The 24301-nt window shown below is 68.7% G+C and carries 22 protein-coding genes and 1 pseudogene; 8 read left to right on the top strand and 15 right to left on the bottom strand.

What is annotated here, in order from left to right:
* Positions 1–3 precede the first annotated feature (3 nt).
* Positions 4–1002 (bottom strand): annotated as a pseudogene (locus ABMA10_RS20820) (acyltransferase family protein); the annotation flags it as partial.
* Positions 1003–1089: 87 nt separating this feature from the next.
* Between ABMA10_RS20820 and ABMA10_RS20815 the strand changes: the two are divergent.
* Positions 1090–2850: a right-handed parallel beta-helix repeat-containing protein gene (locus ABMA10_RS20815; RefSeq protein ID WP_347869770.1), complete on the top strand. Its 1761-nt coding sequence runs from the start codon at positions 1090–1092 to the stop codon at positions 2848–2850.
* A 56-nt stretch (positions 2851–2906) separates the two neighbouring features.
* On the opposite strand, the gene ABMA10_RS20810 is transcribed toward ABMA10_RS20815, so the two are convergent.
* Positions 2907–4997, bottom strand: a complete 2091-nt coding sequence (locus ABMA10_RS20810; protein ID WP_431030974.1) for an ABC transporter ATP-binding protein — start codon at positions 4995–4997, stop codon at positions 2907–2909.
* Positions 4997–6733 (bottom strand): ABC transporter ATP-binding protein, encoded by a 1737-nt coding sequence (locus tag ABMA10_RS20805; RefSeq protein WP_347869769.1) that lies wholly within the window; start codon positions 6731–6733, stop codon positions 4997–4999. Before ABMA10_RS20805 ends, ABMA10_RS20810 begins: the two co-directional genes overlap by 1 nt.
* Positions 6734–7239: 506 nt before the next feature.
* On the opposite strand from ABMA10_RS20805, the gene ABMA10_RS20800 reads away from it, so the two are divergent.
* Positions 7240–7647: a hypothetical protein gene (locus ABMA10_RS20800; RefSeq protein ID WP_431030973.1), complete on the top strand. Its 408-nt coding sequence runs from the start codon at positions 7240–7242 to the stop codon at positions 7645–7647.
* A gap of 119 nt (positions 7648–7766) precedes the next feature.
* On the opposite strand, the gene ABMA10_RS20795 is transcribed toward ABMA10_RS20800, so the two are convergent.
* The gene (locus ABMA10_RS20795; RefSeq protein WP_431030972.1) at positions 7767–9332 is read right to left on the bottom strand and encodes a molybdopterin-dependent oxidoreductase; all 1566 of its coding nucleotides are present in this window, start codon (positions 9330–9332) and stop codon (positions 7767–7769) included.
* Between the two features lie 125 nt (positions 9333–9457).
* On the opposite strand from ABMA10_RS20795, the gene moaA reads away from it, so the two are divergent.
* Both moaA and ABMA10_RS20785 read left to right on the top strand, forming a co-directional pair.
* Positions 9458–10525, top strand: coding sequence for a GTP 3',8-cyclase MoaA (moaA, locus tag ABMA10_RS20790; protein WP_347869766.1), 1068 nt, complete (start codon positions 9458–9460; stop codon positions 10523–10525).
* A gap of 4 nt (positions 10526–10529) precedes the next feature.
* Positions 10530–10775, top strand: a complete 246-nt coding sequence (locus tag ABMA10_RS20785; RefSeq protein ID WP_347869765.1) for a MoaD/ThiS family protein — start codon at positions 10530–10532, stop codon at positions 10773–10775.
* On the opposite strand, the gene ABMA10_RS20780 is transcribed toward ABMA10_RS20785, so the two are convergent.
* Positions 10772–11365 carry a CGNR zinc finger domain-containing protein gene (locus ABMA10_RS20780; protein WP_347869764.1) on the bottom strand — a complete coding sequence of 198 codons (594 nt, stop codon included), beginning with the start codon at positions 11363–11365 and terminating at the stop codon, positions 10772–10774. The genes ABMA10_RS20785 and ABMA10_RS20780 overlap by 4 nt on opposite strands.
* Positions 11366–11426: 61 nt before the next feature.
* Here ABMA10_RS20780 and ABMA10_RS20775 point away from each other — a divergent pair, with 61 nt between their 5' ends.
* Positions 11427–11816 (top strand): carboxymuconolactone decarboxylase family protein, encoded by a 390-nt coding sequence (locus ABMA10_RS20775; RefSeq protein WP_347869763.1) that lies wholly within the window; start codon positions 11427–11429, stop codon positions 11814–11816.
* Positions 11813–12721, top strand: coding sequence for an aryldialkylphosphatase (locus ABMA10_RS20770; protein WP_347869762.1), 909 nt, complete (start codon positions 11813–11815; stop codon positions 12719–12721). The genes ABMA10_RS20775 and ABMA10_RS20770 overlap by 4 nt, the downstream gene beginning before the upstream one ends.
* A gap of 33 nt (positions 12722–12754) precedes the next feature.
* Here the strand turns inward: ABMA10_RS20770 and ABMA10_RS20765 are convergent, their stop codons facing one another.
* Positions 12755–15334, bottom strand: a complete 2580-nt coding sequence (locus ABMA10_RS20765; RefSeq protein ID WP_431030971.1) for an ABC transporter — start codon at positions 15332–15334, stop codon at positions 12755–12757.
* A 154-nt stretch (positions 15335–15488) separates the two neighbouring features.
* Between ABMA10_RS20765 and ABMA10_RS20760 the strand changes: the two genes are divergently transcribed.
* Positions 15489–16055, top strand: a complete 567-nt coding sequence (locus ABMA10_RS20760; RefSeq protein ID WP_347869760.1) for a dihydrofolate reductase family protein — start codon at positions 15489–15491, stop codon at positions 16053–16055.
* A gap of 16 nt (positions 16056–16071) precedes the next feature.
* On the opposite strand, the gene ABMA10_RS20755 is transcribed toward ABMA10_RS20760, so the two are convergent.
* Positions 16072–16638, bottom strand: coding sequence for a GrpB family protein (locus ABMA10_RS20755; RefSeq protein ID WP_431030970.1), 567 nt, complete (start codon positions 16636–16638; stop codon positions 16072–16074).
* A 69-nt stretch (positions 16639–16707) separates the two neighbouring features.
* The gene (locus ABMA10_RS20750; protein ID WP_431031536.1) at positions 16708–17463 is read right to left on the bottom strand and encodes a formylglycine-generating enzyme family protein; all 756 of its coding nucleotides are present in this window, start codon (positions 17461–17463) and stop codon (positions 16708–16710) included.
* Positions 17464–17666: 203 nt separating this feature from the next.
* Between ABMA10_RS20750 and ABMA10_RS20745 the strand changes: the two genes are divergently transcribed.
* Positions 17667–18272, top strand: coding sequence for a gamma carbonic anhydrase family protein (locus ABMA10_RS20745; RefSeq protein ID WP_431030969.1), 606 nt, complete (start codon positions 17667–17669; stop codon positions 18270–18272).
* A 168-nt stretch (positions 18273–18440) separates the two neighbouring features.
* Here the strand turns inward: ABMA10_RS20745 and ABMA10_RS20740 are convergent, their stop codons facing one another.
* The 7 genes from ABMA10_RS20740 to ABMA10_RS20710 form a co-directional block, all read right to left on the bottom strand.
* The gene (locus tag ABMA10_RS20740; protein ID WP_347869756.1) at positions 18441–18881 is read right to left on the bottom strand and encodes a molybdenum cofactor biosynthesis protein MoaE; all 441 of its coding nucleotides are present in this window, start codon (positions 18879–18881) and stop codon (positions 18441–18443) included.
* Positions 18874–19869 carry a bifunctional molybdenum cofactor biosynthesis protein MoaC/MoaB gene (moaCB, locus tag ABMA10_RS20735; RefSeq protein WP_347869755.1) on the bottom strand — a complete coding sequence of 332 codons (996 nt, stop codon included), beginning with the start codon at positions 19867–19869 and terminating at the stop codon, positions 18874–18876. Before moaCB ends, ABMA10_RS20740 begins: the two co-directional genes overlap by 8 nt.
* On the bottom strand, positions 19866–21104 hold the full coding sequence (locus tag ABMA10_RS20730) for a molybdopterin molybdotransferase MoeA (RefSeq protein WP_431030968.1): 1239 nt from the start codon (positions 21102–21104) through the stop codon (positions 19866–19868). The genes moaCB and ABMA10_RS20730 overlap by 4 nt, the downstream gene beginning before the upstream one ends.
* 69 nt (positions 21105–21173) lie before the next feature.
* Positions 21174–22325 carry a ThiF family adenylyltransferase gene (locus tag ABMA10_RS20725; RefSeq protein WP_431030967.1) on the bottom strand — a complete coding sequence of 384 codons (1152 nt, stop codon included), beginning with the start codon at positions 22323–22325 and terminating at the stop codon, positions 21174–21176.
* 78 nt (positions 22326–22403) lie between these two features.
* Complete coding sequence (locus ABMA10_RS20720) at positions 22404–22790, bottom strand: VOC family protein (RefSeq protein ID WP_347869752.1); 387 nt, start codon at positions 22788–22790, stop codon at positions 22404–22406.
* Between the two features lie 67 nt (positions 22791–22857).
* The gene (locus tag ABMA10_RS20715) at positions 22858–23436 is read right to left on the bottom strand and encodes a TetR/AcrR family transcriptional regulator (protein WP_347869751.1); all 579 of its coding nucleotides are present in this window, start codon (positions 23434–23436) and stop codon (positions 22858–22860) included.
* Complete coding sequence (locus tag ABMA10_RS20710; protein WP_347869750.1) at positions 23429–24265, bottom strand: alpha/beta fold hydrolase; 837 nt, start codon at positions 24263–24265, stop codon at positions 23429–23431. The genes ABMA10_RS20715 and ABMA10_RS20710 overlap by 8 nt, the downstream gene beginning before the upstream one ends.
* Between the last annotated feature and the right edge of the window lie 36 nt (positions 24266–24301).

Below are 24301 nucleotides of genomic sequence, written 5' to 3'. Positions count from 1 at the left end.
CAGGATCGCTCCGGTCCAGACGATGAGGATCGGTGCCCGGAGGGCGAGGGGGAGGTCTGCGACCGAGGCCGGGGTGATGAGCTTCGCCAGCAGGATGAGCACGAACACGTGCACGAGGTAGGTGCTGAACGACAGTCTCCCGAGGACGCGCGCGGTACGACTGCGCAGCCAGCCTGTCGAGCGGGGACTGGCGACGGCGAGTCCCCCGACGATGATGGCGCCGAAGGTGAGAGCGGCCCACGCGATGAGTCCAGCTGCTCCGCCACCGGCGACCCAGGCGGCGCGACGAGTGACCGGCACGGTGCGGGTGGCGAGGAAGATGCAGACCCCGAGGATGAAGCCGCACAGTACGCGGATGCCGGGTGCTGCCATCCCGTTCATCGCAGAGGGGGCCACAGCGGCCGACAGTGTGCTGATGGCGATCAGTCCGACCGCGAGGGCCGCGACGACGGGTGTGCTCCGTAATCGCCTGCGCAGCACGACCGCGATCGCCGGGAAGACCATGAACGCGAGCAGCTGTGCGGATAATGACCAGGCGGGTGGGTTCCACCACAGGGCGTCGCCGAACCAGACGCGAGTGAGCGTGAGCTCGGCCAGGAATCCCATCGGCGGGAAGGCGCCCTCCTCCGAAGCGATGCCGACGGCCGTGCCACCGATGAGCAGCGCCAGAAATGCCACGAGGACCGCGAGGTGGGCAGGGTACAGGCGCGCCAGGCGGTTTCGGAGATAGCGGCCGTAGCTGCGGAGGGTCCAGGTGCGGTCGAGGTAGGCCCGGGCGATGCTGTAGCCGCTCAGGATGAAGAAGAAGTCGACCGCGAGGCCCGTGTGCGCGAGCGGGGTGAGGAAGCCGAGTTCTGGGAGGACCGCGAGGAGCCAGTCTGCCGAGTGCGAGAACACGATCCACCAGGCGGCGAGGGCACGGGCGCCGGCGAATGCGGTGGAATCGGCGGCCGGTGCGACGCCGGGTGCCTCGGTTGTGCCGGGTCTCGCTCGTGACGACATGGGGCTCCTCGGGCTCGAGTCGACGGGGTACGGCGACATCTGATCTTATGATGCTTCTGTGCCTCATGTTTCTGTATCGTGTCGTCTGTGAACAACTCGTCGCACAGCACTCCGAGCGGCCGACGGAAGTCCGCTGCCACCCCGGAACCCACCGCGGAACCAAGCCCGGAGCCAAGCCCGCAGCCGGAGCCGCCCGTCACCGAGCCCGATCTCGACCCCGGTGCCGTCGAGCCGACACCTTCGTCGCCGGACGCCGCCCCGACGCACGGCGCGACGCCGGGGGAGCGCGTCCTCGAAGGCGTCGGCATCGACCCGAGCGGAGCCACGGTCAGCACCGTGGCAGCCTCGCGATGGTTCGCAGCGCTCCCGGCAGGGACCACCGTCGTGGTGCGGGGAGGAGACGTCATCGCCCTCGACGCGACCCTCCGGATCGATCGACGGATCGACATCAGAGGTGGCGGTGAGCTCCGCTTCGTCGGCGGCATCGCGGGAGCACCAGCACTGAAGCTGATCACCGACGGCACCACGGTGAGTGGTGTCCGGATCACCTACACCGGTGGGGCCGCGTCCACGTCGGGTGAACGCAATGTCGGGATCGACATCCACGCGAGCGACGTGGTGATCGACGGCGTCACCATCGACGGGTTCCAGAACGGCATCATCATTCGCCCGTCCGGTGAGTACGGCGGTGTCGTGGTCACGAACTGCCACGTGCTGGGCGTCACCGGCGCAGGTGGGGGAACGGGGTCCGACTCCTCGGCCGGCGAAGACCGCGGCGACGGCGTCACGATCTGGGGAGCACGCGCCACCATCGTCGGCAACATCATCGCCGCGGCTCCCGGGGCGGACGCCCGCATCGGCATCCACGCCGAGGGCCTCCCCGACTACGCCAGCGACCCCGGCCCGTGGGCGGACGCGATGATCACGATCAGCGGCAACGTCGTCACCGGGCCGTTCCGCCGCGGGGTGGCGCTCGAGGGCGTCAGCCATGCCGTGGTCTCGGCCAACACCGTCTCCGATGCGACATGGTGGGGCATCGGAGTCTTCGACACCCGCTCCGTCGCGATCATCGGTAACACTGTGCGCTGGACGAGGACGGCCGCCGAGACGCCCGGGTCCGCGTGGAAGCCGTCGCGTTGCCCCATCATGGTCTACCGCGACGCGCAGGCCATCACCGTCGAAGCGAACCTCATCGAGATCCGAGGGGACGCGGCGGCGGCCATCATGCTCTTCTCGGCACCACCGATCGGGTCGACGGCGCAGGTGGGTGCCACGGATGCCGTGATCTCCGACAACGTGGTCCGTCTCGCCGCCGGCACCTGCCCGATCGGGATAGCCATGGACCGCGCCATCCGTCCGATCGTGTCGGGGAACCGTCTCACGGTGAGCCTCGCTGCCGGCGTGGTCGGTGGCGTCCTGTCCTACCTCTGCGTCGATGCCATGGTGAGCGGCAACTCCGTGTCGGGCGCGGCGACCACCAGCGGCTACGGTGTGCACCACCAGGGCGCGTCATCGATCGTCGTCACCGGAAACCGTATCGACAGGATCCGCGTCGGGGTCGCGGTGATCAACTGCACCGAGGGCGCGACGATCGTCGCGAACACCGCTCGGGGCTGCGAGTACGGGCTCGACACCTACGGGACCACCGGCCGGTCCGTCGTCGAAGCCAACCGTTGGGAATCGACCGGTACCGCGCACGCCAACGCACAGCCGAACACGAGCTACCTCTCGACCCGTCACATGGGCCTCGCACGGCCGTTCGGCGGCGCGTCCGGAGACCTCCTCGTGGGAAACGGGCGGTTGTGGGTCAACGACCAGGGCACCTGGAGATCGGCCGCTCTCACCTGAAACGGCGGGCAGGCTCTCGGATCGAGAGCCTGCCCGCCGTCGCGGTGTCGCCGGTGTCAGCTGCGCGGAGCGTGCTCCGATTCGGTGTCGCTCGCATCGGCGTCGGCCGATGTCCGTGCTTGCTCCTCGCCGCCGCGGAACTGCGTGCGGTACAACTCGGCGTACGCGCCGTCGACCTCGAGCAGCGTCGCGTGCGAACCCTGCTCGACGATCCGGCCGTTCTCCATCACGAGGATGGTGTCGGCGTCGCGGATGGTCGACAGGCGGTGCGCGATCACGAACGAGGTGCGGTCGCTCCGGAGCGCGGCCATCGCGTGCTGCACGAGCAGTTCGGTCCGGGTGTCGACCGAGGAGGTCGCTTCGTCGAGGATCAGCAGCTTCGGCTTCGCGATGAACGCCCGCGCGATCGTGATGAGCTGACGTTCACCGGCTGAGACGCTCCCGCCGTCGGCATCGAGCACGGTGTCGTAGCCGTCCGGCAGCTGGCGGACGAAGCGGTCGACCATGGTGGCTTCAGCCGCCTGGACGACCTCCTCGTCCGTTGCGTCGAGTCGGCCGTAGCGGATGTTCTCGCGGATGGTTCCGTCGAACAGCCAGGCATCCTGCAGGACCATTCCGACCTGCGAGCGAAGCTCGGCGCGCGACAGCGACGTGATGTCGACGCCGTCGACGAGGATTCGGCCGCCGGTGAGCTCGTAGAACCGCATGACGAGGTTCACGAGCGTGGTCTTGCCGGCGCCGGTCGGGCCGACGATCGCGACCGTGTGGCCAGGCTGCGCCGAGAACGACAGCTCCTCGATGAGGGGCTTCGCGGCGTCGTAACTGAACGAGACGTTGTCGAACTCGATGTGGCCGTCGGTGTGCTCGGGCAGGTGGGCGGTCGCCGTCTCCGGGTCCTGCTCCTCCGCGTCGAGTAGTTCGAACGTGCGCTCGGCCGAGGCGACACCCGATTGCAGCTGGTTCGCCATGCCGGCGATCTGGCCGAGCGGCTGCGAGAACTCCCGCGAGTACTGGATGAACGCGGTGGCGTCTCCGAGGGTCATCTGGCCGGAGGCGACACGGATGCCACCGACGACGGCGATCAGCACGTACGACAGGTAGGACACGAACTGCATCGCCGGCATGATCATGCCGGAGACGAACTGCGCGCCGAACGCGGCCTTGTACAGCTTCTCGTTGCGCTCGTCGAACTCGGCGAGCATCTCCTTGTCGCGTCCGAACACACGCACGAGCTCGATGCCGGAGAAGGACTCCTCGATGTGACCGTTCAGCGAACCCGTGTTCTTCCACTGCGCGGTGAACAGCTTCTGCGATCGGGAGCCGATGACGCCGGCGATCACGGCGGACAACGGCAGGGCGATGAGGGCGATGAGGGCGAGCTGCCAGGAGACGATGAACATCATCGCCGTGATGCCGAGCACGGTGAGCGCCGACTGCACGAGCTGCGAGAACGCCTGTTGGAGCGCGGTCTGGATGTTGTCGACGTCGTTCGTGACGCGGGACATGAGGTCGCCGCGCTGGCGGGTGTCGAAGTAGCTGAGCGGCAGGCGGTTGAGCTTGCGCTCGATGTCCTGTCGGAGCTGGTAGACGACCCTCATCACGAGCCCGTTGAGGATGTACCCCTGTGCCCAGTTGAGGACGGAGGCGATGATGTACATCGCGAGCACGATGATGATGAGACGGCCGAGCAGCGTGAAGTCGATGCCCTGACCCGGCGTGATGTTCGACTTCTCGAGCATGTCGGCGTACTGGTCGTTGCCGGAGGCCCTCGCCTGGTCGACGACCTGGTCGAGTGTGGCACCGGCGGGCAGCTGCGACCCGATGACCCCGTTGAAGATCGCGTCCATCGCGAGCCCCAGGATCTTCGGGGCGATGACGGTGAGTACGACGGACAGCACGACGATCCCGATGACGAGACTCATCTTCACCTTCTCGGGTGCGAGCAGGCCGATGAGTCGCTTCGCGGAAGGCCAGAACTGCTCGGCCTTCTTCGAGGGGGTGCCGCCGAACATGTCGCCGTCGGCTTCGCTCGGAGTGAACTCCGGTTCGAGGAGGTCCTCCTCCGTCGCGTTCAGCTCGGGCGCCTGGGCGGTGTCGCCCTGCGCGGCCTTCGAGGAACGCTTGTCACGTGGTGAACGGGCCATCATCACGCCACCCCTTCCACAGCGAGCTGCGATTGGACGATCTCTCGATACGTCTCGTTGGATTCGAGGAGTTCGTCGTGGGTGCCGCGGCCGACGATGCCGCCGTCGTCCATGACGATGATGTGGTCCGCCTCGCGGATGGTCGCGATGCGCTGGGCCACGATGATGACGGTTGCGTCCGCGGTGCTGTCGCCGAGTGCCGCGCGGAGGCGTGCGTCGGTCGAGACGTCGAGGGCGGAGAAGGAGTCGTCGAAGAGGTACACGCGCGGCTTCGCGACGAGGGCACGGGCGATGCAGAGCCGCTGGCGCTGGCCGCCGGAGACGTTGGTGCCGCCCTGGGCCACGCCGTCGTTCAGCATCTTCGACTTCGCGCGGACGAAGTCCTCGGCCTGGGCGGTCTGCAGTGCGCTCCACAGTTCGTCGTCATCGGCGTCCGGGCGACCGAAGCGGAGGTTCGAGGCGATCGTGCCGGAGAACAGGTACGGTTTCTGCGGCACGAGGCCGACGACTCCGGCGATCTGCTGGCGGGTGAGCTGCGACACGGGCACACCGTCGATCGTGACGTGCCCCTGCTGCGGGTCGTACAGACGCGGGATGAGCGAGAGGAGCGTCGTCTTCCCGGAACCTGTCGAGCCGACGATCGCCGTCGTCTTGCCGGGCTCCGCGGTGAAGGTGATGTCCGACAGGACGGGGCGCTCGGCTCCCGGGTACCCGAAGGAGACGCCGGTGAACTCGACCCGCCCGGCAGTCGGCACGCGGACGTCCGTGTTCGTCGGCTCCACCAGGCTGGGCTGGGCGTCGAGGACGTTCTGGATGCGCTCGGCGCAGACCACGGCTCGCGGGATCATCATGACCATGAAGACGCCCATCATCACCGAGGTGAGGATCTGCAGCAGGTACTGGAGGAAGGCCGTGAGGGAACCGACCTGCATCTGGCCGGCGTCGACGCGGTGACCACCGAACCACAGCACCGCTGCCGTCGCGAGGTGCAGCACCATCATGATGACCGGGAACATGAGGACGAAGATGTTGCCGACCTTCACCGACACGCGGGTGAGCGATTCGTTCGCCCGGTTGTAGCGCTCGGACTCGAACGGCTCGCGCACGAAGGCGCGGACGACGCGGATGCCGATGATCTGCTCGCGGAGCACGCTGTTGATGCCGTCGATGCGGTCCTGCATCTGACGGAACAGCGGCATCAGGAGGTAGACGAGGAATCCGACGATGATGAAGAGGATCGGCACCGAGACCCAGACGAGCCACGAGAGCCCGGCGTCCTCGCGGAGGGCCATGATGATGCCGCCCACGCACATGATCGGTGCGGAGACCATGAAGTTGAGCGTCATGAGCACGAGCATCTGTACCTGCTGGACGTCGTTCGTGCCGCGCGTGATGAGCGTCGCGCTGCCGAAACCGCTGATCTCGAGGGCGCCGAGCGAGTCGACCTTGCGGTAGAACTCGCGGCGCAGGTCGCGGCCGATCGCCATCGCTGTGCGGGCACCGAAGTACACGCCGCCGATGGCGGAGGCGACCTGGACGAGGCAGACGATCATCATCGTCATGCCGGTCGACCAGATGAAGTCGGTGTCGCCCGTGGTCACGCCCTTGTCGATGATCTGGGCGTTGAGGCTCGGGAGGTAGAGCGCTGCGATCGTCGAGACGAGTTGCAGCACGAAGACGGCGACGACCCAGGCCGTATACGGCTTGGCGTGTCGGAGTGCGAGGGAGAGGAGGGCCACGTGAGGTCCTTTGTCGTTTCGTGTTCGGCGCATGGTCGCGCGCGAACGGAGGAGAGGTGGAGCGGTCTGGAACGTTGCCAGTGCTCAGAGCGGCGGCCGGGCCGGTCGGTGAGCGTGAAGGACGATGCTGGAGTGACGATACTCCGGACGGGTGACACGGTGGTGTTCAGCATCGCAATCGTGATGATCCGCGACGGATACGGCCCCCAGCGGCCCGTCGTGGCCGTGCCCATCGACGCGGACGTGGAGACGCCGGACCTGGGACTCGATGGATCAGTCGCACATCTGAGTAGCTGCTTGACCGCCCATCCCGTCCGTACGGCGATGATCCCCAGAGATCCTTGTCCCTAGTCGGCCAGCGGAACGAGCGTTTCGCCGAATGCTGGGACGATACTGTTAAAACCATCAAATCATCAAGTGTAAGACTTTAAATGAATTTGGTACTAAAAATGAAATCATCAGGTCAAACGCCGAAGAGCTGGCCACTACGGGCAACGTTGTCGAGCGTGCTCGTCACGAGCGTTGTCGCGCTGCCGTCTCTGGCGGGCTCTGCATCGAGGGACTCCGATCCGTGGCTGAGCGGATCGAACGTCCTCCAGGCGCCGGCGATCCTCGCGATCCTGTGGTTCGCGCCTCGCCTGGCTAGCGGCCACAAGAGGTGGCCGTTCTGGCGGTTGACCTACAGGGCACTTCCCGGATTCCTCGGGGCTGGCCTTGGCTTCCTTGCCGGCTGTGCGGCAGTTCGCTATGCGATGACCTGGGGCGCATGGGTGGAACTGGTGCCTCAAGCGATCTGTTGGTGGGCGTTGTCGTCACTCCTGATGTTCTCGTCGGTGAAGATCGCACATCTGGAGGAGAAACGAAAAGCGAAGGGCGCCGTGGCGAAGCGCCCTGAGGTTGTCGGAGAGTCTTGACCGTGGAAACGAGACTGGTGAACCGCGTGGGTGGGCGGCGCGTGCTTCACCGTCGTCGCCGCGTCCAGCCGCGAACCCTGTCGTCACCCGGAATCGTCGCCCCAGGCGGCGCGACGACGTCAGTCGACGCCGACCGAGATGGTGTGCCAGCCCTCTGCCCCGTTCGGGACGACGTCGACGGGAGTCTCGCTCTGCGTCTTGCCCGCGGCATCGGTGGCTCGGACCGCGATCGTGTGGTCACCGGCCGGGGCGTCCCACTCGTGGACCCACTGCACCCAGGTGTCGTCGGAGATTGATGAAGCAAGCGTCGCGTCGGTCCAGTCGCCGTCGTCGATGCGCACCTGGACGCCTTCGACGCCGGTGTGCTGCGCCCAGGCGACGCCGGCCACAGCGACGGTGCCGGCCGCGACCCGAGCGCCGTTGCGCGGCACGTCGATACGCGATTCGGTCTTGATGGGACCGCGCTCCGACCAGCCTCGGTCCGTCCAGTAGGCACGCGCGTCGGCATAACGGGTGACGTTCAGCTCGACAACCCACTTCGTCGCCGAGACGTACCCGTAGAGTCCCGGGACGACCATGCGCACTGGGAAACCGTGCTGGAGGGGGAGCGGCTCGCCGTTCATGCCGACCGCGAGGAGGCAGTCGCGCTGCTCGTCCTGTAGGACCTCGAGGGGCGTGCCGGCGGTGAAGCCGTCGATGCTCCGCGAGAGGACCATGTCGGCCCCTGCGCGCGGCTTGGCGCGCTTCAGCAGTTCGCGGATCGGGTAACCGAGCCAGAGCGCGTTGCCGATGAGGTCGCCTCCGACCTGATTGGAGACGCAGGTGAGCGTGATGATCGACTCCTGCAGCGGGAGCGCGAGCAGCTCGTCGAAGCCGATCTCGATCTCCTGCTCCACCATGCCGGTGATCTTCAAGCTCCAGGTGGACGGGTCGATGTTCGGCACCTGGAGGGCTGTGTCGATCCGATAGAAGGAGTCGTTCGAGGAGACGATCGGGCTGAGGCCGTCGATTCCGAGCTCCGCGCCCGCTGGGACGGGTGCGGCGGCGACGGCGGCCGTCGGGAGTTTGAGGGCCTTGCGGATCGTCTCGACGGCGACTGCTCCCGCTGAGGCGACACGGGCGCCGACACCGATGACGAGTGCACCGGCTGCGGTGCCGCCGAGCAGTATGAGGAAGGATCGGCGGGGGAGCGCAGCGCGCGAGGCGCCTGCTACGGGCCGGGCCTGGTCGAAGCCCGACGCCTCCTCCCATGTGCGTAGCCGTGAGCAGAGGACGCGGAGCACGATGATGCCGACAGCCGTGCCGACGATGCTCGGGAACGCCCAGTCGAACGTCGCGTCGGCGCGCGTCGTGGCCGCGAACACCGCAACGCCGCCGACGAGGGCGAGGGCGACGGCTCCGACGACCGGTCGCCGCTCTTCGAGCACGCCGATCCCGAAGGCGAGTGCGACGACGAGGACGCCGAGGACGATGAGGAGGACGAGCTTGTCGTTCGTGCCGAAGAGGGCGATGACGAGGTCCTTCACCCACCCGGGCACGAGGTCGATGACGAGCGAGCCGACGGCGAGCAGCGGAGAGCTGGCCGGTGCGACGAACGCGGCGACCGCCTCCGCGGCACCGAGTGTCGCGACAGCGGAGACGACGCCCGCCGTACCGGCAAGCAGCGTTCGACGGCGTGGCTCCATGCCCGTCATGCTACGCGGGCCTTCCGTGCTGTTCGCCCGGATGGCCGCAGTTGTCTGCGGTTCGTCATGGATGTGGGGCGCCCAGAAGGGAGGCGGAAGGTGATCCTGCACGTACTCTTGGGGACATGACTGCTGTCGGGCTCGGAATTCCCCGCATCGGGTCGCCCCTCCGGCGTATCCCCGACGCTGCAGGGCGCCCGGAGGTCGACGGCCTCATCGACCGGTTCGGCAGGGTCGCCCGCGACCTGCGCGTCTCCATCACGGAGAAGTGCTCGCTGCGCTGCACCTATTGCATGCCCGAGCAGGGGCTTCCCGCCATTGCACGCGAGGATCTGCTGAGCGCGACGGAGATCGGTCGGCTCGTGGAGATCGCCGTCCGCGACCTCGGTGTGCACGACATCCGGTTCACCGGCGGTGAGCCGCTCATGCGCCCCGACCTCGCGGAGATCATCGCTCGCAGCTCAGCGGTCGCCGGCGACGCCTCCATCTCGATGACGACGAACGGCATCGGTCTCGACAAACGTGTCGACGAGCTCGTGGCCGCCGGTCTCACGCGGGTCAACATCTCGCTCGACACCGTCGACCGCGACCACTTCGCCCGCCTCACGCGTCGCGACCGACTGCCCGCCGTGCTGAAGGGCATCGAGGCGGCGAAGCGCGCCGGTCTGACCCCGCTCAAGATCAACGCCGTCCTCATGCGCGACACGCTCGACGGTGCCGTCGCCCTGCTGTCCTGGGCGATCGAGAATGGCTGTCGGCTCCGCTTCATCGAACAGATGCCGCTCGACGCCGATGAAGCATGGGTGCGCGAGAACATGGTCGATGCGGCTGAACTGCTCGATGTGCTCGGCTCGCGCTTCGCGCTGACCGCACCGCACCGCGAGGACCCGTCCGCTCCCGCTGAGGAGTGGCTGGTCGACGGCGGCCCTGCGACGGTGGGCATCATCGCCTCCGTCACTCGATCCTTCTGCGACGACTGCGATCGCACGCGCCTGACCGCTGAGGGCACGATCCGCTCGTGCCTGTTCGGCGATGACGAGACCGATCTCCGCGGACTGCTCCGCTCGGGCGTCGCCGACGTCGAGATCGCCGACCGGTGGCGTGCGGCGATGTGGCACAAGCAGGCAGGGCACCGGATCGCATCGCCCGACTTCGTGCGCCCGGAGCGCAGCATGGGAGCGATCGGTGGCTGAGACGATGACCGAGCAGGTCCTCGTGCGGTACTTCGCCGCGGCCGAGGAGGTCGCAGGGCTCCCCGAGGAGACGCTGCCGGCGGTCGCGACCGTGGGCGAGCTGAAGTCCGTGCTCCTCGAGCGCTACGGCGATGCGATGGCCCGAGTGCTCGCGACCGGCTCGTTCCTCGTCGACGGCGTCGTCAGCCGGGACGACGCCCGCCCGCTCGGCTCGCGCGTGGACGTCCTCCCGCCCTTCGCCGGCGGCTAGACCTCGCGTCCCCGTTCGATCGCCGGCGGCTCGTCCGCAGTCGCCCGCTCGGCAGTCGCTCGCCGTGCTCGGTGGGCGCGGACGCGACCTCGGCTGGCACAGGCTGGTGACGGGCACCAGTGTCGACGGCCCGAGGTGTCGAGGAAGACCCACCGGCAGTCCTCCTCCGCGCACGAGGTCAGGTACTGCCGGTCCGGTCCGGCCAGAGCGACGAGCGCCTGGATCGCGATCGCTGCGAGTGCGGCCTGCAGTGAGAGGCTGCGATCCCCGAGCATGGACGGGAACGAGGGTGCCGCCGGGTTGCCTGCAACCGCCTCGACGATCGTCGTCGCCTCGGCTGACGGCTCACGGTCGGCGACAGTCGCCATCGCGAGCTCGCGAAGGGCTTCACGGAGCTGTACGAGCTCTCCGAGACCGCTTTCGGACACAGCCTCGGACAGCGGGAGGCCGAAGTGGTTCAACCACTCCTCGGCCGCGCTCGGCGTCGGGAGTCGTTCGACGGGACGGGGTCCGAAGCTCTGCCCCTGCGTCGCGAGCAGGTTCAGCCAGGTCGCGCCGCCGTCGGATCGGAAGTGGGTCGTGATCGGCATGATCTCAGTGTAACGTCTGAACCGTTACCCGCACGACGTGGGTACGACGTCAGGAGTGACCATGAGTGCTGCATTCGACCTGTCCGCAGGACAGGATCTGCTGGGCGAGCTGCAGGACGGCCCCACGACGAACGCTTGGCGGGCGACGGTCGATGCCGCCGCTACGGGGTTCGCCGACTGGATCGTCGGCGCCGTCTTCGGTGGGACCTACCAGCGCGACGGCCTGTCGGCCCGAGACCGCCAACTGCTGATCATCGGCGCGCTGACAGCCTTGGGTGGAGTGGAACCGCAGCTCAGCGGTCACGTGGTCACGTCGCTGCGGATCGGGATGTCTCGAGAGGAGATCGCAGAGGCCATCGTCCACCTCGTGCCCTACGTCGGCCTGCCCCGCGCGCTGGCTGCGCTGCGCCTCCTGCCCGACGATGAGACCCATGGCTCCGCAGCCGCATGATCCGGACCGTCCTCGGCGACATCGCCTCGGCCACCGCCGGTGTCGTCGACTCCCACGACCACCTCTTCCTCGCCTCCCCGGCGCTACCCGGTGAGGCGCTCGACGACGCCGATGCGGCCCAGCGTGAGCTCGTGGCGTTTCAGCACCGGGGCGGCGGGACCGTCGTGCAGTGGACGCCGTTCGGGCTGCATCGTGACCTCGCGGCCCTCCGGCGGATCAGCGCGTCCAGCGGTGTCCACGTGGTCGCAGCGACCGGCCGCCACCGGCGCGCGCTCTATCCCGCAGATGCCGAGGTCCGCGCGCTCGGCGTCGATCGGCTGGCGTCCGTCTTCATCACGGACATCGAGGAGCGGGGCTGCGGCCTGGTCAAGATCGGCACTGGCGGCGCAGACCTCGCATCGGACGAGGCGGACGCCCTGCAGGCCGCGGCGATCGCCCATCGGGTCACCGGAGCACCCATCGCGATCCATCTGGAAGGTGGTTCGGGCGCGGACGGTGTCCTGCATCGGCTGACGGCGGCCGGCGTCCCCGCGCGGTCGATCGTCCTGGGGCATCTCGGACGGAACCCCGATGAGCGCCGGATCGTCGAGGCCGCCGAGTCGGGCGCGTGGCTGTGCTTCGACGCGCCGTCCGCGCGTCACCCGATCAGCGTCGACCGCCTGGCCCGGTTGCTGTCGGTCCTGACGGGAGCCGGCCATGGGGCACAGCTCCTCCTCGGGGCCGACACGACGGCCGCGAGCAGCCGGGCGGCCCCGTTCGAGAACGGTCCGGCGGGCCTGCTCCGCGGCACGGTCGAGCCGCTGCGCGTCGAGCTCGGCGACAGTACACTCGACGCGATCCTCGTCGGTAACTCTGCGCGCGCCTGGGCGCTCGACACCGACAGTGCCACACCCGCGCTCAGATGAGGCCGCGGATGAATTGCGCATCCTCGACGACGCTCACGACGTGAGTAATGCCAGCCGACGGGCGAGATAGGGCGCTGTGCGGCTCGCGGGATCCTGCGCCACATCGTCAGGGGTGCCGGAGGCGACGATGCGGCCGCCCGCGTCACCACCGGACGGCCCCAGGTCGATGACCCAGTCCGCGGCCGCGACGACGTCCATCTCGTGCTCGACGACCACGACCGTGTCACCCGAGTCGACGAGCGAGTTCAGCTGCGCGAGGAGCAGCCGGACGTCTGCCGGGTGCAGTCCCGTCGTCGGCTCGTCGAGCAGGTAGAGGGTGTGTCCGCGCCGCACGCGCTGGAGCTCGGTCGCGAGCTTGATGCGCTGCGCCTCGCCGCCGGACAGCTCTGTAGCGGGCTGTCCGAGTCGGAGATAGCCGAGTCCGACGTCGAGCAGCGTCCTCAGGCTGCGAGCGGCGGCAGGCACGCCGGCGAGGAACCCGGCGGCCTGCTCGACGGTGAGCGCGAGCACCTCCGCGATCGTCTTGCCCTCGTACGTGACCTCGAGCGTCTCCGCGTTGTAGCGGGCACCGTGGCAGGTGGGGCAGCGACCGTAGCTGCCGGGCAGGAACAGCAGCTCCACCGATACGAAGCCCTCGCCGAGACACGTCTCGCAACGGCCGCCCGCGACGTTGAAGGAGAAGCGACCCGCGGTGTACTTCCGTTCCCGGGCGAGGTCGGTCGCGGCGAAGACGGATCGCACCGAATCGAACAGCCCCGTGTAGGTGGCGAGGTTCGACCGTGGTGTTCGGCCGATCGGCTTCTGGTCGACCCGCACCAGTCGATCGACGTGTTCCACTCCGGTGACGCGGCCGACGGTGAGCGTGTCGGCGTGCCGGTCGGGGACGGTCGCCTCCGCGATGCCGGAACCGTCGTCCGGTGCGCCAGGGTCCAGCGACGTGTCGTCGTCGTCGTTCTCCGCGTCACCACTGCCGGTGTCGGAGTGCAGGTGATCGCGCACGACATCACGCAGCACGCGACTGACGAGCGTCGACTTGCCCGAACCGGACACCCCCGTGACCGCCACGAACGTGCCGAGCGGGATCGTCACGTCGATGTCGGCAAGGTTGTGAAGCGTGATCCCCTCGACCGTCAGCTGATCGGCCGCCACCCGCAGTGGCCGACGCTCGGCACCTGCACCGCCGGGTTCCGGGAAGAGGAAGGGTCGGGTCGCCGAGGCTCCGACCTCCGCGAGCCCGGAGACCGCACCGCTGTACAGGACGTCTCCGCCGCCCTCACCCGCACCTGGCCCGACGTCGACGATCCAGTCCGCCTTCCGGACGACGTCCATGTTGTGCTCGACGACGTAGACCGAGTTGCCCGAGCGCTTCAGCTGCTCCAGGACCTCGAGCAGTGGTTCCGCGTCGGCCGGGTGCAGGCCGGCGGACGGCTCGTCGAGCACGTAGATGACGCCGAAGAGGCCGGAGCGCAGCTGGGTCGCGAGGCGCAGACGCTGCATCTCGCCGGGGGAGAGCGTCGTCGTCACGCGTCCGAGCCCCAGGTAGCCGAGGCCGAGATCCGTGAGCACGCCGATTCGGGCCAAGAGGTCCGTGGTGATCGCGACGGCGACGTCGGTGCGCTCGCCGGAGCGGGTCGTGGGGAGCGCCGGAGCAGCATCGGTGAGCAGGGTCGTGGGGCGGATGACCTCGGCCAGTTCCGTCATCGGGAGGGCGTTGAGCTCGGCGATGGTGCGGCCGGCGAAGGTGACCGCGAGTGCCTCCCGACGGAGGCCCGTGCCGTGGCAGAGCGGGCACGGTCCGCTGCGCACGAACTGCAGCACCTTCGTCCGCATCATCTGGCTCTTGGAGTCGGCGAGGGTGTGGAAGACGTACTTCTGTGCGCTCCAGAACATCCCGTTGTACGGCTTCGCGACGCGGTCCCGTTGCGGGGTGATCTGCACGACCGGTTGTTCGTCGGTGAAGAGGAGCCAGTCGCGGTCGGCCTGGTCGAGCTCGTGCCACGGGCGGTCCACGTCGTAGCCGAGCGCGATGGAGATGTCCCGGAGGTTCTTCGCCTGCCAGGCGCCCGGCCACGCGGCGATGGCACCCTCACGGATGCTGAGCGTGGGGTCCGGGACGAGACTGTCCTCGGTGACGGTGTGCGAGACGCCGATGCCGTGGCATTCCGGGCAGGCGCCGACTGCGGTGTTGGGCGAGAAGGCGTCGGAGTCGAGCCGTGTCGTGAAGCCCTCGGGGAACGTGCCCGCTCGGGAGAACAGCATGCGGAGCGAGTTGGACAGGGTCGTGACCGTGCCGACGCTCGACCGTGAGCTGGGTGCTCCTCGACGCTGCTGCAGGGCGACGGCGGGAGGTAGCCCCGAGATCGACTCGACGTGCGGATCGTGGCCCTGCTGGATGAGGCGCCGCGCGTAGGGGGCGACCGACTCCAGATAGCGGCGCTGCGCTTCGGTGAAGATGGTGCCGAACGCGAGCGAGGATTTGCCGGAACCGGAGACCCCGGTGAACGCCACGATCGCGTCACGTGGCACGTCGACGTCCACGTTGCGGAGGTTGTTCTCGTTGGCTCCGCGGACGCGGACGAAGGGATCGGAGGCTTCTGGAGCGTTTTCGGGCATCACGTCACCCTACGTCGATCACCGCGCACGCACCGGGCGCTTGACGCGCATCCACAGGTGTGCGGGCTGGCCCTGGTCGGGGCGTGGGCTCAGCATTCGAGGGCCGCCACTTCCGTACATCACCTGTGTCGGTGGGTGCGGGCAGAATCGAGTCATGACTCGTGAACATTCCTGGCATGGCTGCGTCTTCATCGGAGTGAGCCTCGACGGCTTCATCGCTCGGCCCGACGGTGAGCTGGGGTGGCTCACCGAACCCGCTCCGCGCGGGCATGCGGCCGACGCCCGTGGGGAGCACCCTGCGCTCGACTGGGAGTCGTTCTTCCCCGGCATCGACACACTCGTCATGGGACGCAGCACCTACGACACCATCCGGGGCTTCGAGGAGTGGCCCTTCGTCGGCAAGCGGGTCGTGGTGCTCAGTACGACGCTCGAGCCTGGCGACGAGCGTGTGGCCATCGCGCGTTCGCTCGACGACGCGGTCCGGCTCCTCGACGAGCAGGGTGCCGAACGCGTCTACATCGACGGCGGCAAGACCATCCAGACCTTCCTCCGGGCTGGTCTCGTCGACGAGGTCACGGTGTCCGTCGCGCCTGTGCTCATCGGTTCAGGTGCCCGGCTGTTCGGCGACCTCGACGCCGACGTCTTGCTGCGCCTCCACGGAACACACGCCACCCCGGAGGACGGCCTCGTCCGCATCACCTACGACGTCGTCCCGCGCTGATCAGAATCGTCGCAGGTCATCGCCCGCGAGCGGCCCTCGCCCGTGTCTTGATCGCGCGAATGACGTCGGTCTTGGCGTCGGCGTAGTCGTTGATGTCGTCCCACTCCTGTTCGAGGAGCGCTCTCTTGGTGCGCTCGTAGAGGGCGCGGTCGACGGCATCGGATCGCAGATGGTCTCGGAAGAGGAGGTACTCCTCCACAGCGGATGCGTTCCGCTCATACAGGTGCACGTGCACGTCGCGTGCCGGCGTGCGCACGAGGCGATGCCCTGGCTCGCGCACCCGGAGTTCATAACCGGCATCCAGGAGTGGTGTGAGGTAGTCCTCTTCGGCGGTGATGTCGTCGACAGCGACCACGATGTCGACGATCGGCTTCGCCGCCAGTCCGGGAACAGACGTGGAACCGATGTGTTCGACGTCGATGTCCGACCCGTCCAGAGCCTGCTCGATCCGCGCCCGATGCTCGAGATAGATGCCAGCCCATCGTTCGTCGGAGCGATGCAGGACGAGTTCGCGTTTCTCAGAACCGCCGATCAGCTCGATCGTCGTGGTGTCCGGACGTCGCGGCTCGCTGTTCCTACTCACCGCAACATTCTCCCAGGACGGATCCTGTCCCACAGATCTCATGATCGGGTTCTGATGCAGGGCGTGGGATCAGCCGGTCGTCCTGTCGGACGACGGCGACGGGAGTGACGCTGCCTCGAGGAGTTCTCGATGCGGCGTCCATCCCACCGGGAGCGGGCCCTTCACGGCTGCCCGCTCGCGATCTCGCGACGCCGACCAACCTTGTGCCGCGTCGGATTCGCCACCGTTCAGAGCGCCGCGCGCGATCCGGAGGCCAGTCCCGTCGATGAGGGCATCTGGAGCGCTGCCGCGACGGACCGAGGCTCGAACGCTCCATGGAGGGTCGGACCAGCTTCCACCGCGGAGCACCCGGTAGTCGCCATACCGTGCGGTGTCGAGGTAGTCCCAGCACCATTCCCAGACGTTGCCGAGCGTGTCGTACAGGCCGAACCCGTTGGGCAGCTTCACCTTCGGGGGCTGAGCGCTGTCCACGTCGTCGAGTGCGGTCCAAGCGATGTCGCGGAGGTCGCCGTAGTGCGCACCGGTCGTTCCAGCCCGGCAGGCGTACTCCCACTCGGCCTCCGTCGGCAGCCTGTAGCCATCCGCCGTGACGTCCCAATCGACCTGGCGCCCATCGATCGAATACGCCGGGTCCAAACCAGCGTCCTCCGACAGGAGGTTGCAGTACTTGACGGCACCGAACCAGGTGATGTTCGGAGCAGGACGGTCAGACCATGCGGGTACCCGCGCAGAGGTCGACATCGAGAATTCGGCGAGCCGAACGTCTCTGACCGTGCCGCGGCGGGCGTCGTGGAGACGCACGGTCCCCGCCGGCAGGGGCATCATCTCGGGTTCAGGTTCCACGCCCCGAATGTACCTGCGTCTGGCCTGCTCCCGCCGAGTATGTCCATGAGTTGTCCCACTCGCGTGAGAATCCGGTCCGTGTACTCCGAGACCTCGTGTTCGCCGGCAATCCCGCCCTCTCCCAGCGGCGCTCCTTCCCCGTCGGGTGCGCGTCGCTATGGTGAGACGAGGATTGGAGTCGACGCATGCTCATGAGACACCGAGATCGCGAACCGGCGATCCACCCGAGCGCCTCCGTTGCACCGTCCGCGGTGGTCGTGGGAGATGTCCGGATCGCTGCTGGTGCACGGGTCCTGCACGGGGCGGTGATCTCGGCCGAGGACGGCGAGGTCACCATCGGAGAGGACACCATCGTCATGGAGCACGCCCTGATTCGCGGAGGGTCCGGTCACCCTGCCCACATCGGTCGCGCGGTCATGATCGGGCCCCACAGCCATGTGAACGGCAGCAACGTCGAGGACGAGGCGTTCATCGCAACCGGCGCTTCGCTCTTTCCAGGTAGCCGCATCGGAGCCGGAGCCGAGGTCCGGATCAACGGTGTGGTCCAGGTCAACACGGTGCTGGTGCCGGGTGCCGTGGTACCGATCGGTTGGATCGCGGTTGGATCGCCCGCCTCGATCTTCGCACCCGAGCGGCACGAGGAGATCTGGGCGATCCAGCGGGAACTCGACTTCGGAGGAACCGTCTACGGTGTGGGACGTGAGGTGTCGATGAGGGAGCTCATGCGGCAGCAGTCGGAGTACTACGCCGCACACGCCGACGAGGTCATCGACCGCTCAAGGACCCGTTGATCGGAGCCCTCTCAGGTTCGCCCGTCATACTCCGGGCCATGTCGACGCCTGTGGTAGCCATCATCTGCGCTCTTGGGATCGTGCTGCCGATGCTCTTCGGCCTGCTGCCCGGTCAGCGCCAACGCCGAGCAGCGCGCCGCTGAGCCGAGGCGAATCGCGGTGGCCGCCTCAGAGGCCGACCCACTCGGTCTCGCCATCGGCGAGGTGTTGGCGCTTCCAGATGGGGACGGTGCGCTTGATCTCCTCGACGAGCCGCTCACAGGCGGCGAAGGCTTCGGCGCGATGGGCCGCGGCGACAGCTGCGACGAGCGCGAGGTCGCCCACGACCAGTGCGCCCGTGCGGTGCGCAGCGGCGACGCGCAGGCCGGTCTCGGCGGCGACCGTTCTGCAGCACTCCTCGAGGAAGCGCTGCGCCTCGGGGTGCGCACGGTAGTCGAGCGCGCTCACGGTTTCACCGTGGTCGTGGTCACGGACGATACCCCGGAAGGCGACGAGGGCACCGTTCGCCGGCGCGGCGACGAAGTCCTCGATGGCGTGGGCGTCGAGCGGCGACTCGGAGATGATCGCGAGGATCTCCGGCGTCGGCCCACTCGTGTTCGGGTCACTCATGTGCGCCGCCTCCGGCGATCTGCGCCACGAGGTGGTCGAGGAGACCGTCGAGCACGGTCAGGCCGTCCTTCACCCCGCCCGTCGAGCCCGGCAGGTTCACGACGACCGTTCCACCGGACACTCCGGCGAGGCCGCGACTGAGGGCTGCGGTCGGCGTCTTCGTCAGCCCGAGCGCTCGGATCGCCTCCGCCACCCCGGGCAGCTCGTGATCGAGGTGCGGCGACGTCGCTTCGGGGGTCCGGTCGCTGGGGGACAGGCCGGTCCCGCCCGTGGTGATGACGACGGCGGGCGCCGCGGCGAGCGATTCGGCGATGGCGACGTGCACGTCGGCATCGGCCACCACCGTCACGGCGTCGACCGCGTAGCCGTGCTCGACGAACCAGGCGGCGATGCGCGGGCCGGTGAGGTCTTCGCGCGTGCCGGCTGCACCTGCGGTGGACGCGACGATGACCGCGGCGGTCTTCGGGCGGATCTTGTGTGCTGCAGGTGCAGCGACGACTGCGTCGGCGGTGTCCGCGGCGTCTGGTGTCCAGTCCCCACGCTTGCCGCCGGACTTCTGCACCAGGCGGATGTCGCCGAGCACTGAGGCCGGGTCGACGGCCTTCACCATGTCGTGGAGCGTGAGCCCGGCGATCGACGCGGCCGTGAGGGCCTCCATCTCGACGCCGGTCTGCCCGGTGGTCTTCGCGGTCGCAGTGATGACGATCGAGTCGTCGGTGAAGGCGAAGTCGAGGCTCACCGAGGAGAGCGCGAGCTGATGGCACAGCGGGATGAGCTCGCTCGTCCGCTTGGCGCCGGCGATGCCCGCGATGCGTGCGGTCGCGATCACGTCGGCCTTCGGGAGTCCGTCGGCCTGCACGAGCGCGATCACGTCGGGCCGGGTCGTGAAGGTCGCCGTCGCCGTCGCGGATCGCTTCGTGGTGGCCTTGCCGCCCACGTCGACCATCCGTGCGCGGCCGTCGTCGTCGAGATGCGTGAGCCCGGTCATAGCGTCCATGCTTCCACAGTCGCACCGGCGGGCAGCTCGAGGACGTCCTCCGGGACGACGATCAGGACGTCCGACGCGGCGAGCCCGGCGACGAGATGCGACCCGGGGCCCGCCACCGGTTCGACCCGTCCGTCGTCGAGGCGTCGTCCGCGCAGGAACTGCCGCTTCGCGGGGACGGATCGGACGTCGACCGCGAGCGCAGCCGGTCCGCGGACGGCCTGCGGCAACCCGGCGCTGCGGCGCAGGAGCGGAGCGACGAACACCTCGAACGAGAGCTGCGTGCTGACCGGGTTGCCCGGGAAGGCGATGATCGGCACACCTTCGTACACCCCGAGCGCCTGCGGACCACCTGGCTGCATCGCGACCGAACCGATCCATCCGCCGAGCGGACCGAGGGTGTCGCGCACAACCTCATGGTTGCCCATCGAGATGCCGCCGGACGTGAGGACGACGTCGGCGTCGCCGTGGATGCGGTCGAGAAGCGTGCGCAGCGCGGCTGCGTCGTCCTCGACGCGCACGCGGGCGGCCACCTCGGCGCCGGCGGCGGTCACCGCGGCTGCGAGCGCGGTCCCGTTGGAATCGAAGGTCTGCCCGAGCGTCGGCGTCTCGCCCGGTTCGACGAGTTCGGCACCCGTCGTGACGATCGCCACACGAGGTCGACGCCGGACCTCCACCGTCGTGATCCCGGCGGCAGCGAGTACGGCGAGGTGGCGAGAGGCGAGCCGGAGCCCGGCCGGCAGGAGCTCGTCGCCCGCGTGGACGTCGCTGCCGCGCTCGCGGACGAACAGGCCGACCGGGCGCTCGCCGCCCGACCGCGGAGCATGGAGGACGACCGTCTCGGTGCCGTCGGCCACAGTCTCGACGTCGGTCTCCTCGACCGGCACGATGATGTCGGCCTGCGGGGGGACCACGGCGCCCGTCATGATCCGAACCGACGTGCCGACGTCGAGTGCAGCGGGTTCGATCGGACGGGCCGCGATCTCGCCGACGACACGCAGGCGGGTCTCGTCACCAGTCAGGTCGGCCGAGCGCACCGCGAAACCGTCCATCTGCGAGTTCCGGAACAGCGGCAGATCGACGGGCGAGCGCACGGCCGAGACGGTGACCCGGCCGGCAGCGTCGTCGATCGGGACGGACTCCGAACCGGTGTCCAGCGCGTCCGCGAGGAGGGCTGCGACGTCGACCACATGTTCATCGACGGTCTTCCGGCTCGCAGGCGAAGGCGTCGTCGTCATCTGGTTCCTGTCGTCGAGGTCGTGGAGCGGTGCGCGGAGTTGATCCGCATGGAGTGTTCGGAGCCGGTGTCAGTAGCGGGGGGCGGTCGGGTCGACGAGTCGTGACCAGGCGTCGATGCCGCCCTCGAGGTGGACGGCCGAGTAGCCGCGTTCGAGTAGGAGGCGGAGCGCGGATTCGGAGCGGATGCCGTGGTGGCAGTAGACGATCACGGGGACGTCGGGGTCGAGCTCCCTGACGGTCTCCGGCAGGGAACCGAGCGGCATGAGCGTGGAACCGGGCAGACGGGCGATCTCCGCCTCCCAGGGTTCGCGGACGTCGAGGAGGACGGTCTCGCCGACTCCTGCCGCGAGCTCACGGGCGGTGATCGTCCTTCCAGCGTGACGCGGTTCATGGGGCGTCGACGCGGTGTCGGCCGGAGCGCCGCCGGGTGAGCCCGAACCGGGCGTCCGGTGGAGGTGCTCGTCGAGTGACACCTGCCGGGCGCCTGCGGGGTCGCGCTCGTACCGCAGCTCACGGAATCCGCCGCTGAGGCCGTCGAACATCGTGACCCGCCCGAGCGAGAGCGTGCCGACGCCGGTGAGCACCTTGATCGCCTCCGTCGCCATGATCGAACCGATCACGCCGACGGTCGTCGGGAGCACGCCGCCTGCCTCGCAGGACAGGATGGAGCCGTCGGTCGGTGCATGCGGGAAGAGGTCGCGGTAGCGGGGGCCGCGCGAGGCCCAGCTGAGGCCCGCCTGCCCGCCGTACTGCGACACAGCACCCCACACGAGCGGCACGTCGGCGAGTGTTGCAGCGTCGTCGACGAGGTAGCGCGTCTCGAAGTTGTCGCTTCCGTCGATGACGAGGTCGATGTCCGCGTCGGCGAGCAAGCCCATGATCTCGCCGGGGCCGAGCCGGAACCGGTGACGGATCACCGTGGTGTCCGTGTTGATGGCGATCGCGCGGTCGGCGGCGGAATCGACCTTCGGGCGTCCGACGTCCGCCGTGCTGTGGACGGTCTGGCGGTGCAGATTGCTGAGCTCGACGTCGTCGTCGTCGACGAGGTGGATCGCGCCGGTCCCCGAGCCGACGCCGGCGGCGGCGAGTGCGGGGAGGACGATGCTGCCGAGCCCGCCAGCACCGACGATCAGCACACTGGCGTCGGCGAGGGACCGTTGCGCGCTCGATCCGAAGCCGGGGAGGGCGAGCTGCCTGGCGTACCGCGCGGTCGAGGACATGGGCCGATTATGTCATCGGAGGAGGTGGGTCCTCCCCGCAGATGAGGACGGAACGCTGGCAATCCGGCCCGGCCGCACTCAGCCGCCGACGGGCTTCAGCCGGGAGTTGAGGAGGCAGAACGCGTTGCCTTCCGGATCTTGCAGCACGTGCCAGGACTCGTCGCCGGTCTGGCCGACGTCGGCCGCCCGGGCACCGAGGGCGAGGAGGCGTTCGAGTTCGGCGGCCTGATCCCGGTCGGTGGCGCTGAGATCGATGTGGAGCTTCGACTTCGTCTGTGGTGGGTCGTCACTGCGGCTGAGGAAGATCGTCGGTTGCGACCCGCCGAACCCGTCGCGGGCGCCGATCTCCACAGATCCGTCGTCCTCCGTGTCGAGGACGACGAAGTCGAGGACTTCGCACCAGAACCGGGCAAGCGCTTCCGGGTCGCGGCAATCGAGGACGAGTTCACTGATACGAGCTGACATCCCCGCAATCTACCCGGCGGTGCTGACCCGGAGAATCCCCTTGCCCGCAATGACCCTGCCTTCCTCGTCACTCGTCGACCGTCGCCGCCCAACTCGTCAGGACGATGACGAATCCGCGCACGAGGCGGTCGAAGCTGCGATCGATGTCGACGTCGAGGCCGAAGGACCCCGCTGCCTCGAGCGAGACGAAGCCGTGCAGGGTCGAACGGAACGCGCGGATGGCGTCGATCGCATCGTCACCCTGCAGCTCGTAGGCGGTGAGGACGTCGGCGATGATCTGGATGGCGGCGAGCGACGCGGCTGCGTCCTCCTCGTCCTCGGGACCGGCGATCCACTGGGCCGTCGTGTAGCGCGCGGGGAACTGGAGGCCCCAGGCTCGGTAGGCGCGCGACATCGAGTGGATCGCATCAGCACCGGAACGCCCGACGGCAGCTCGGAGGAGGACATCGCCGAGCTCCGCCTTCGCCTGGAGGGAGATGCTCCGTCGAAGGCCCGCCAGCGAGTCGATGTGCTTGTAGAGGGACGGCTGCCGCACCCCGAGGCGTTCAGCGAGGGCCGCGAGGGTGAGTTCGTGGAGTCCCCGTTCGTCCGCGAGGACGGCCGCCGCGTCCACCACCCGCTCCGGAGTGAGACCCGCCCTAGGCACGGTGCAGCGCCGACTCGAGGAAGGCGACGACGGCGCTCGCCGTGATCTCCGGCTGCTGCGAGTGGGGATAGTGCCCCGCGTCGTCGACGAGGACGACATCGCCGTGCAGGGTGTCTCCGATCCAGTGCGCTTCCGCAGCGGGGTCCGGGAAGTCGGGGTCCTTGTCGCCCATGATCACGAGGACCGGCGCCTGTACGGCCGGGAGCGCGGCTTCGGCAGGGGTGTGGTCGGTCTGCCGCGTCGTCTGCGAGAACGCCTTCCCGGAGGCGGGTCGTCGGAGGCTCGCGAACACCGCCGCGCGGTACTCGTCGAAGTCGACGGGCTTCCGACCGGCGTAGAGGGTCGGCATGTACGCCTTCCACACGCGGGCGACCCAGAGCGGCGCCATCATCGCGCGGAAGAGGGCGAGCATGACGCCGTTCGCCTTCGGGTTCCGCACGAACGGGGCGACGAGGACGAGCGCTGCGACGTTGTCCGGGTGCTCGGCCGCGACGATGACGCCGGCGCCCGCTGCGAGGGAGTTGCCGACGATGACCGCCGGTCCGCCCAGCTGCAGGATCAGCGCGTGGACGTCGGACGCGGTCTCGATGTCGCCGTAGGACGAGAACGAGGTGTCGCTGTCGCCGTGACCGCGCAGGTCGGTCGACGCGACCCGGTAGCCGGCCTGCACGAGTGCGGGAGCGAGGAAGCGGTAGGAGGAGCGGAGCTCGCCCATCCCTGGGACGAGGATGACGAGCGGGCCGTCACCCTGGATCTCGTAGGCGACGCGGCCTTCCGGCTGGTCGAGGTAGCGGGTGGCGGGTCCCGACGATGCGCCGTTCGTGTTCATATGGCTAGTGTGACTCGCTCGATAGCTAATGTCAAT

Origin of the sequence: Plantibacter sp. RU18 (genome assembly GCF_050613355.1) — a bacterium.
Lineage (GTDB): Bacteria > Actinomycetota > Actinomycetes > Actinomycetales > Microbacteriaceae > Plantibacter.
Note: the sequence above shows the minus strand (reverse complement) of the source record. Positions and strands in the feature narration are given on the sequence as shown.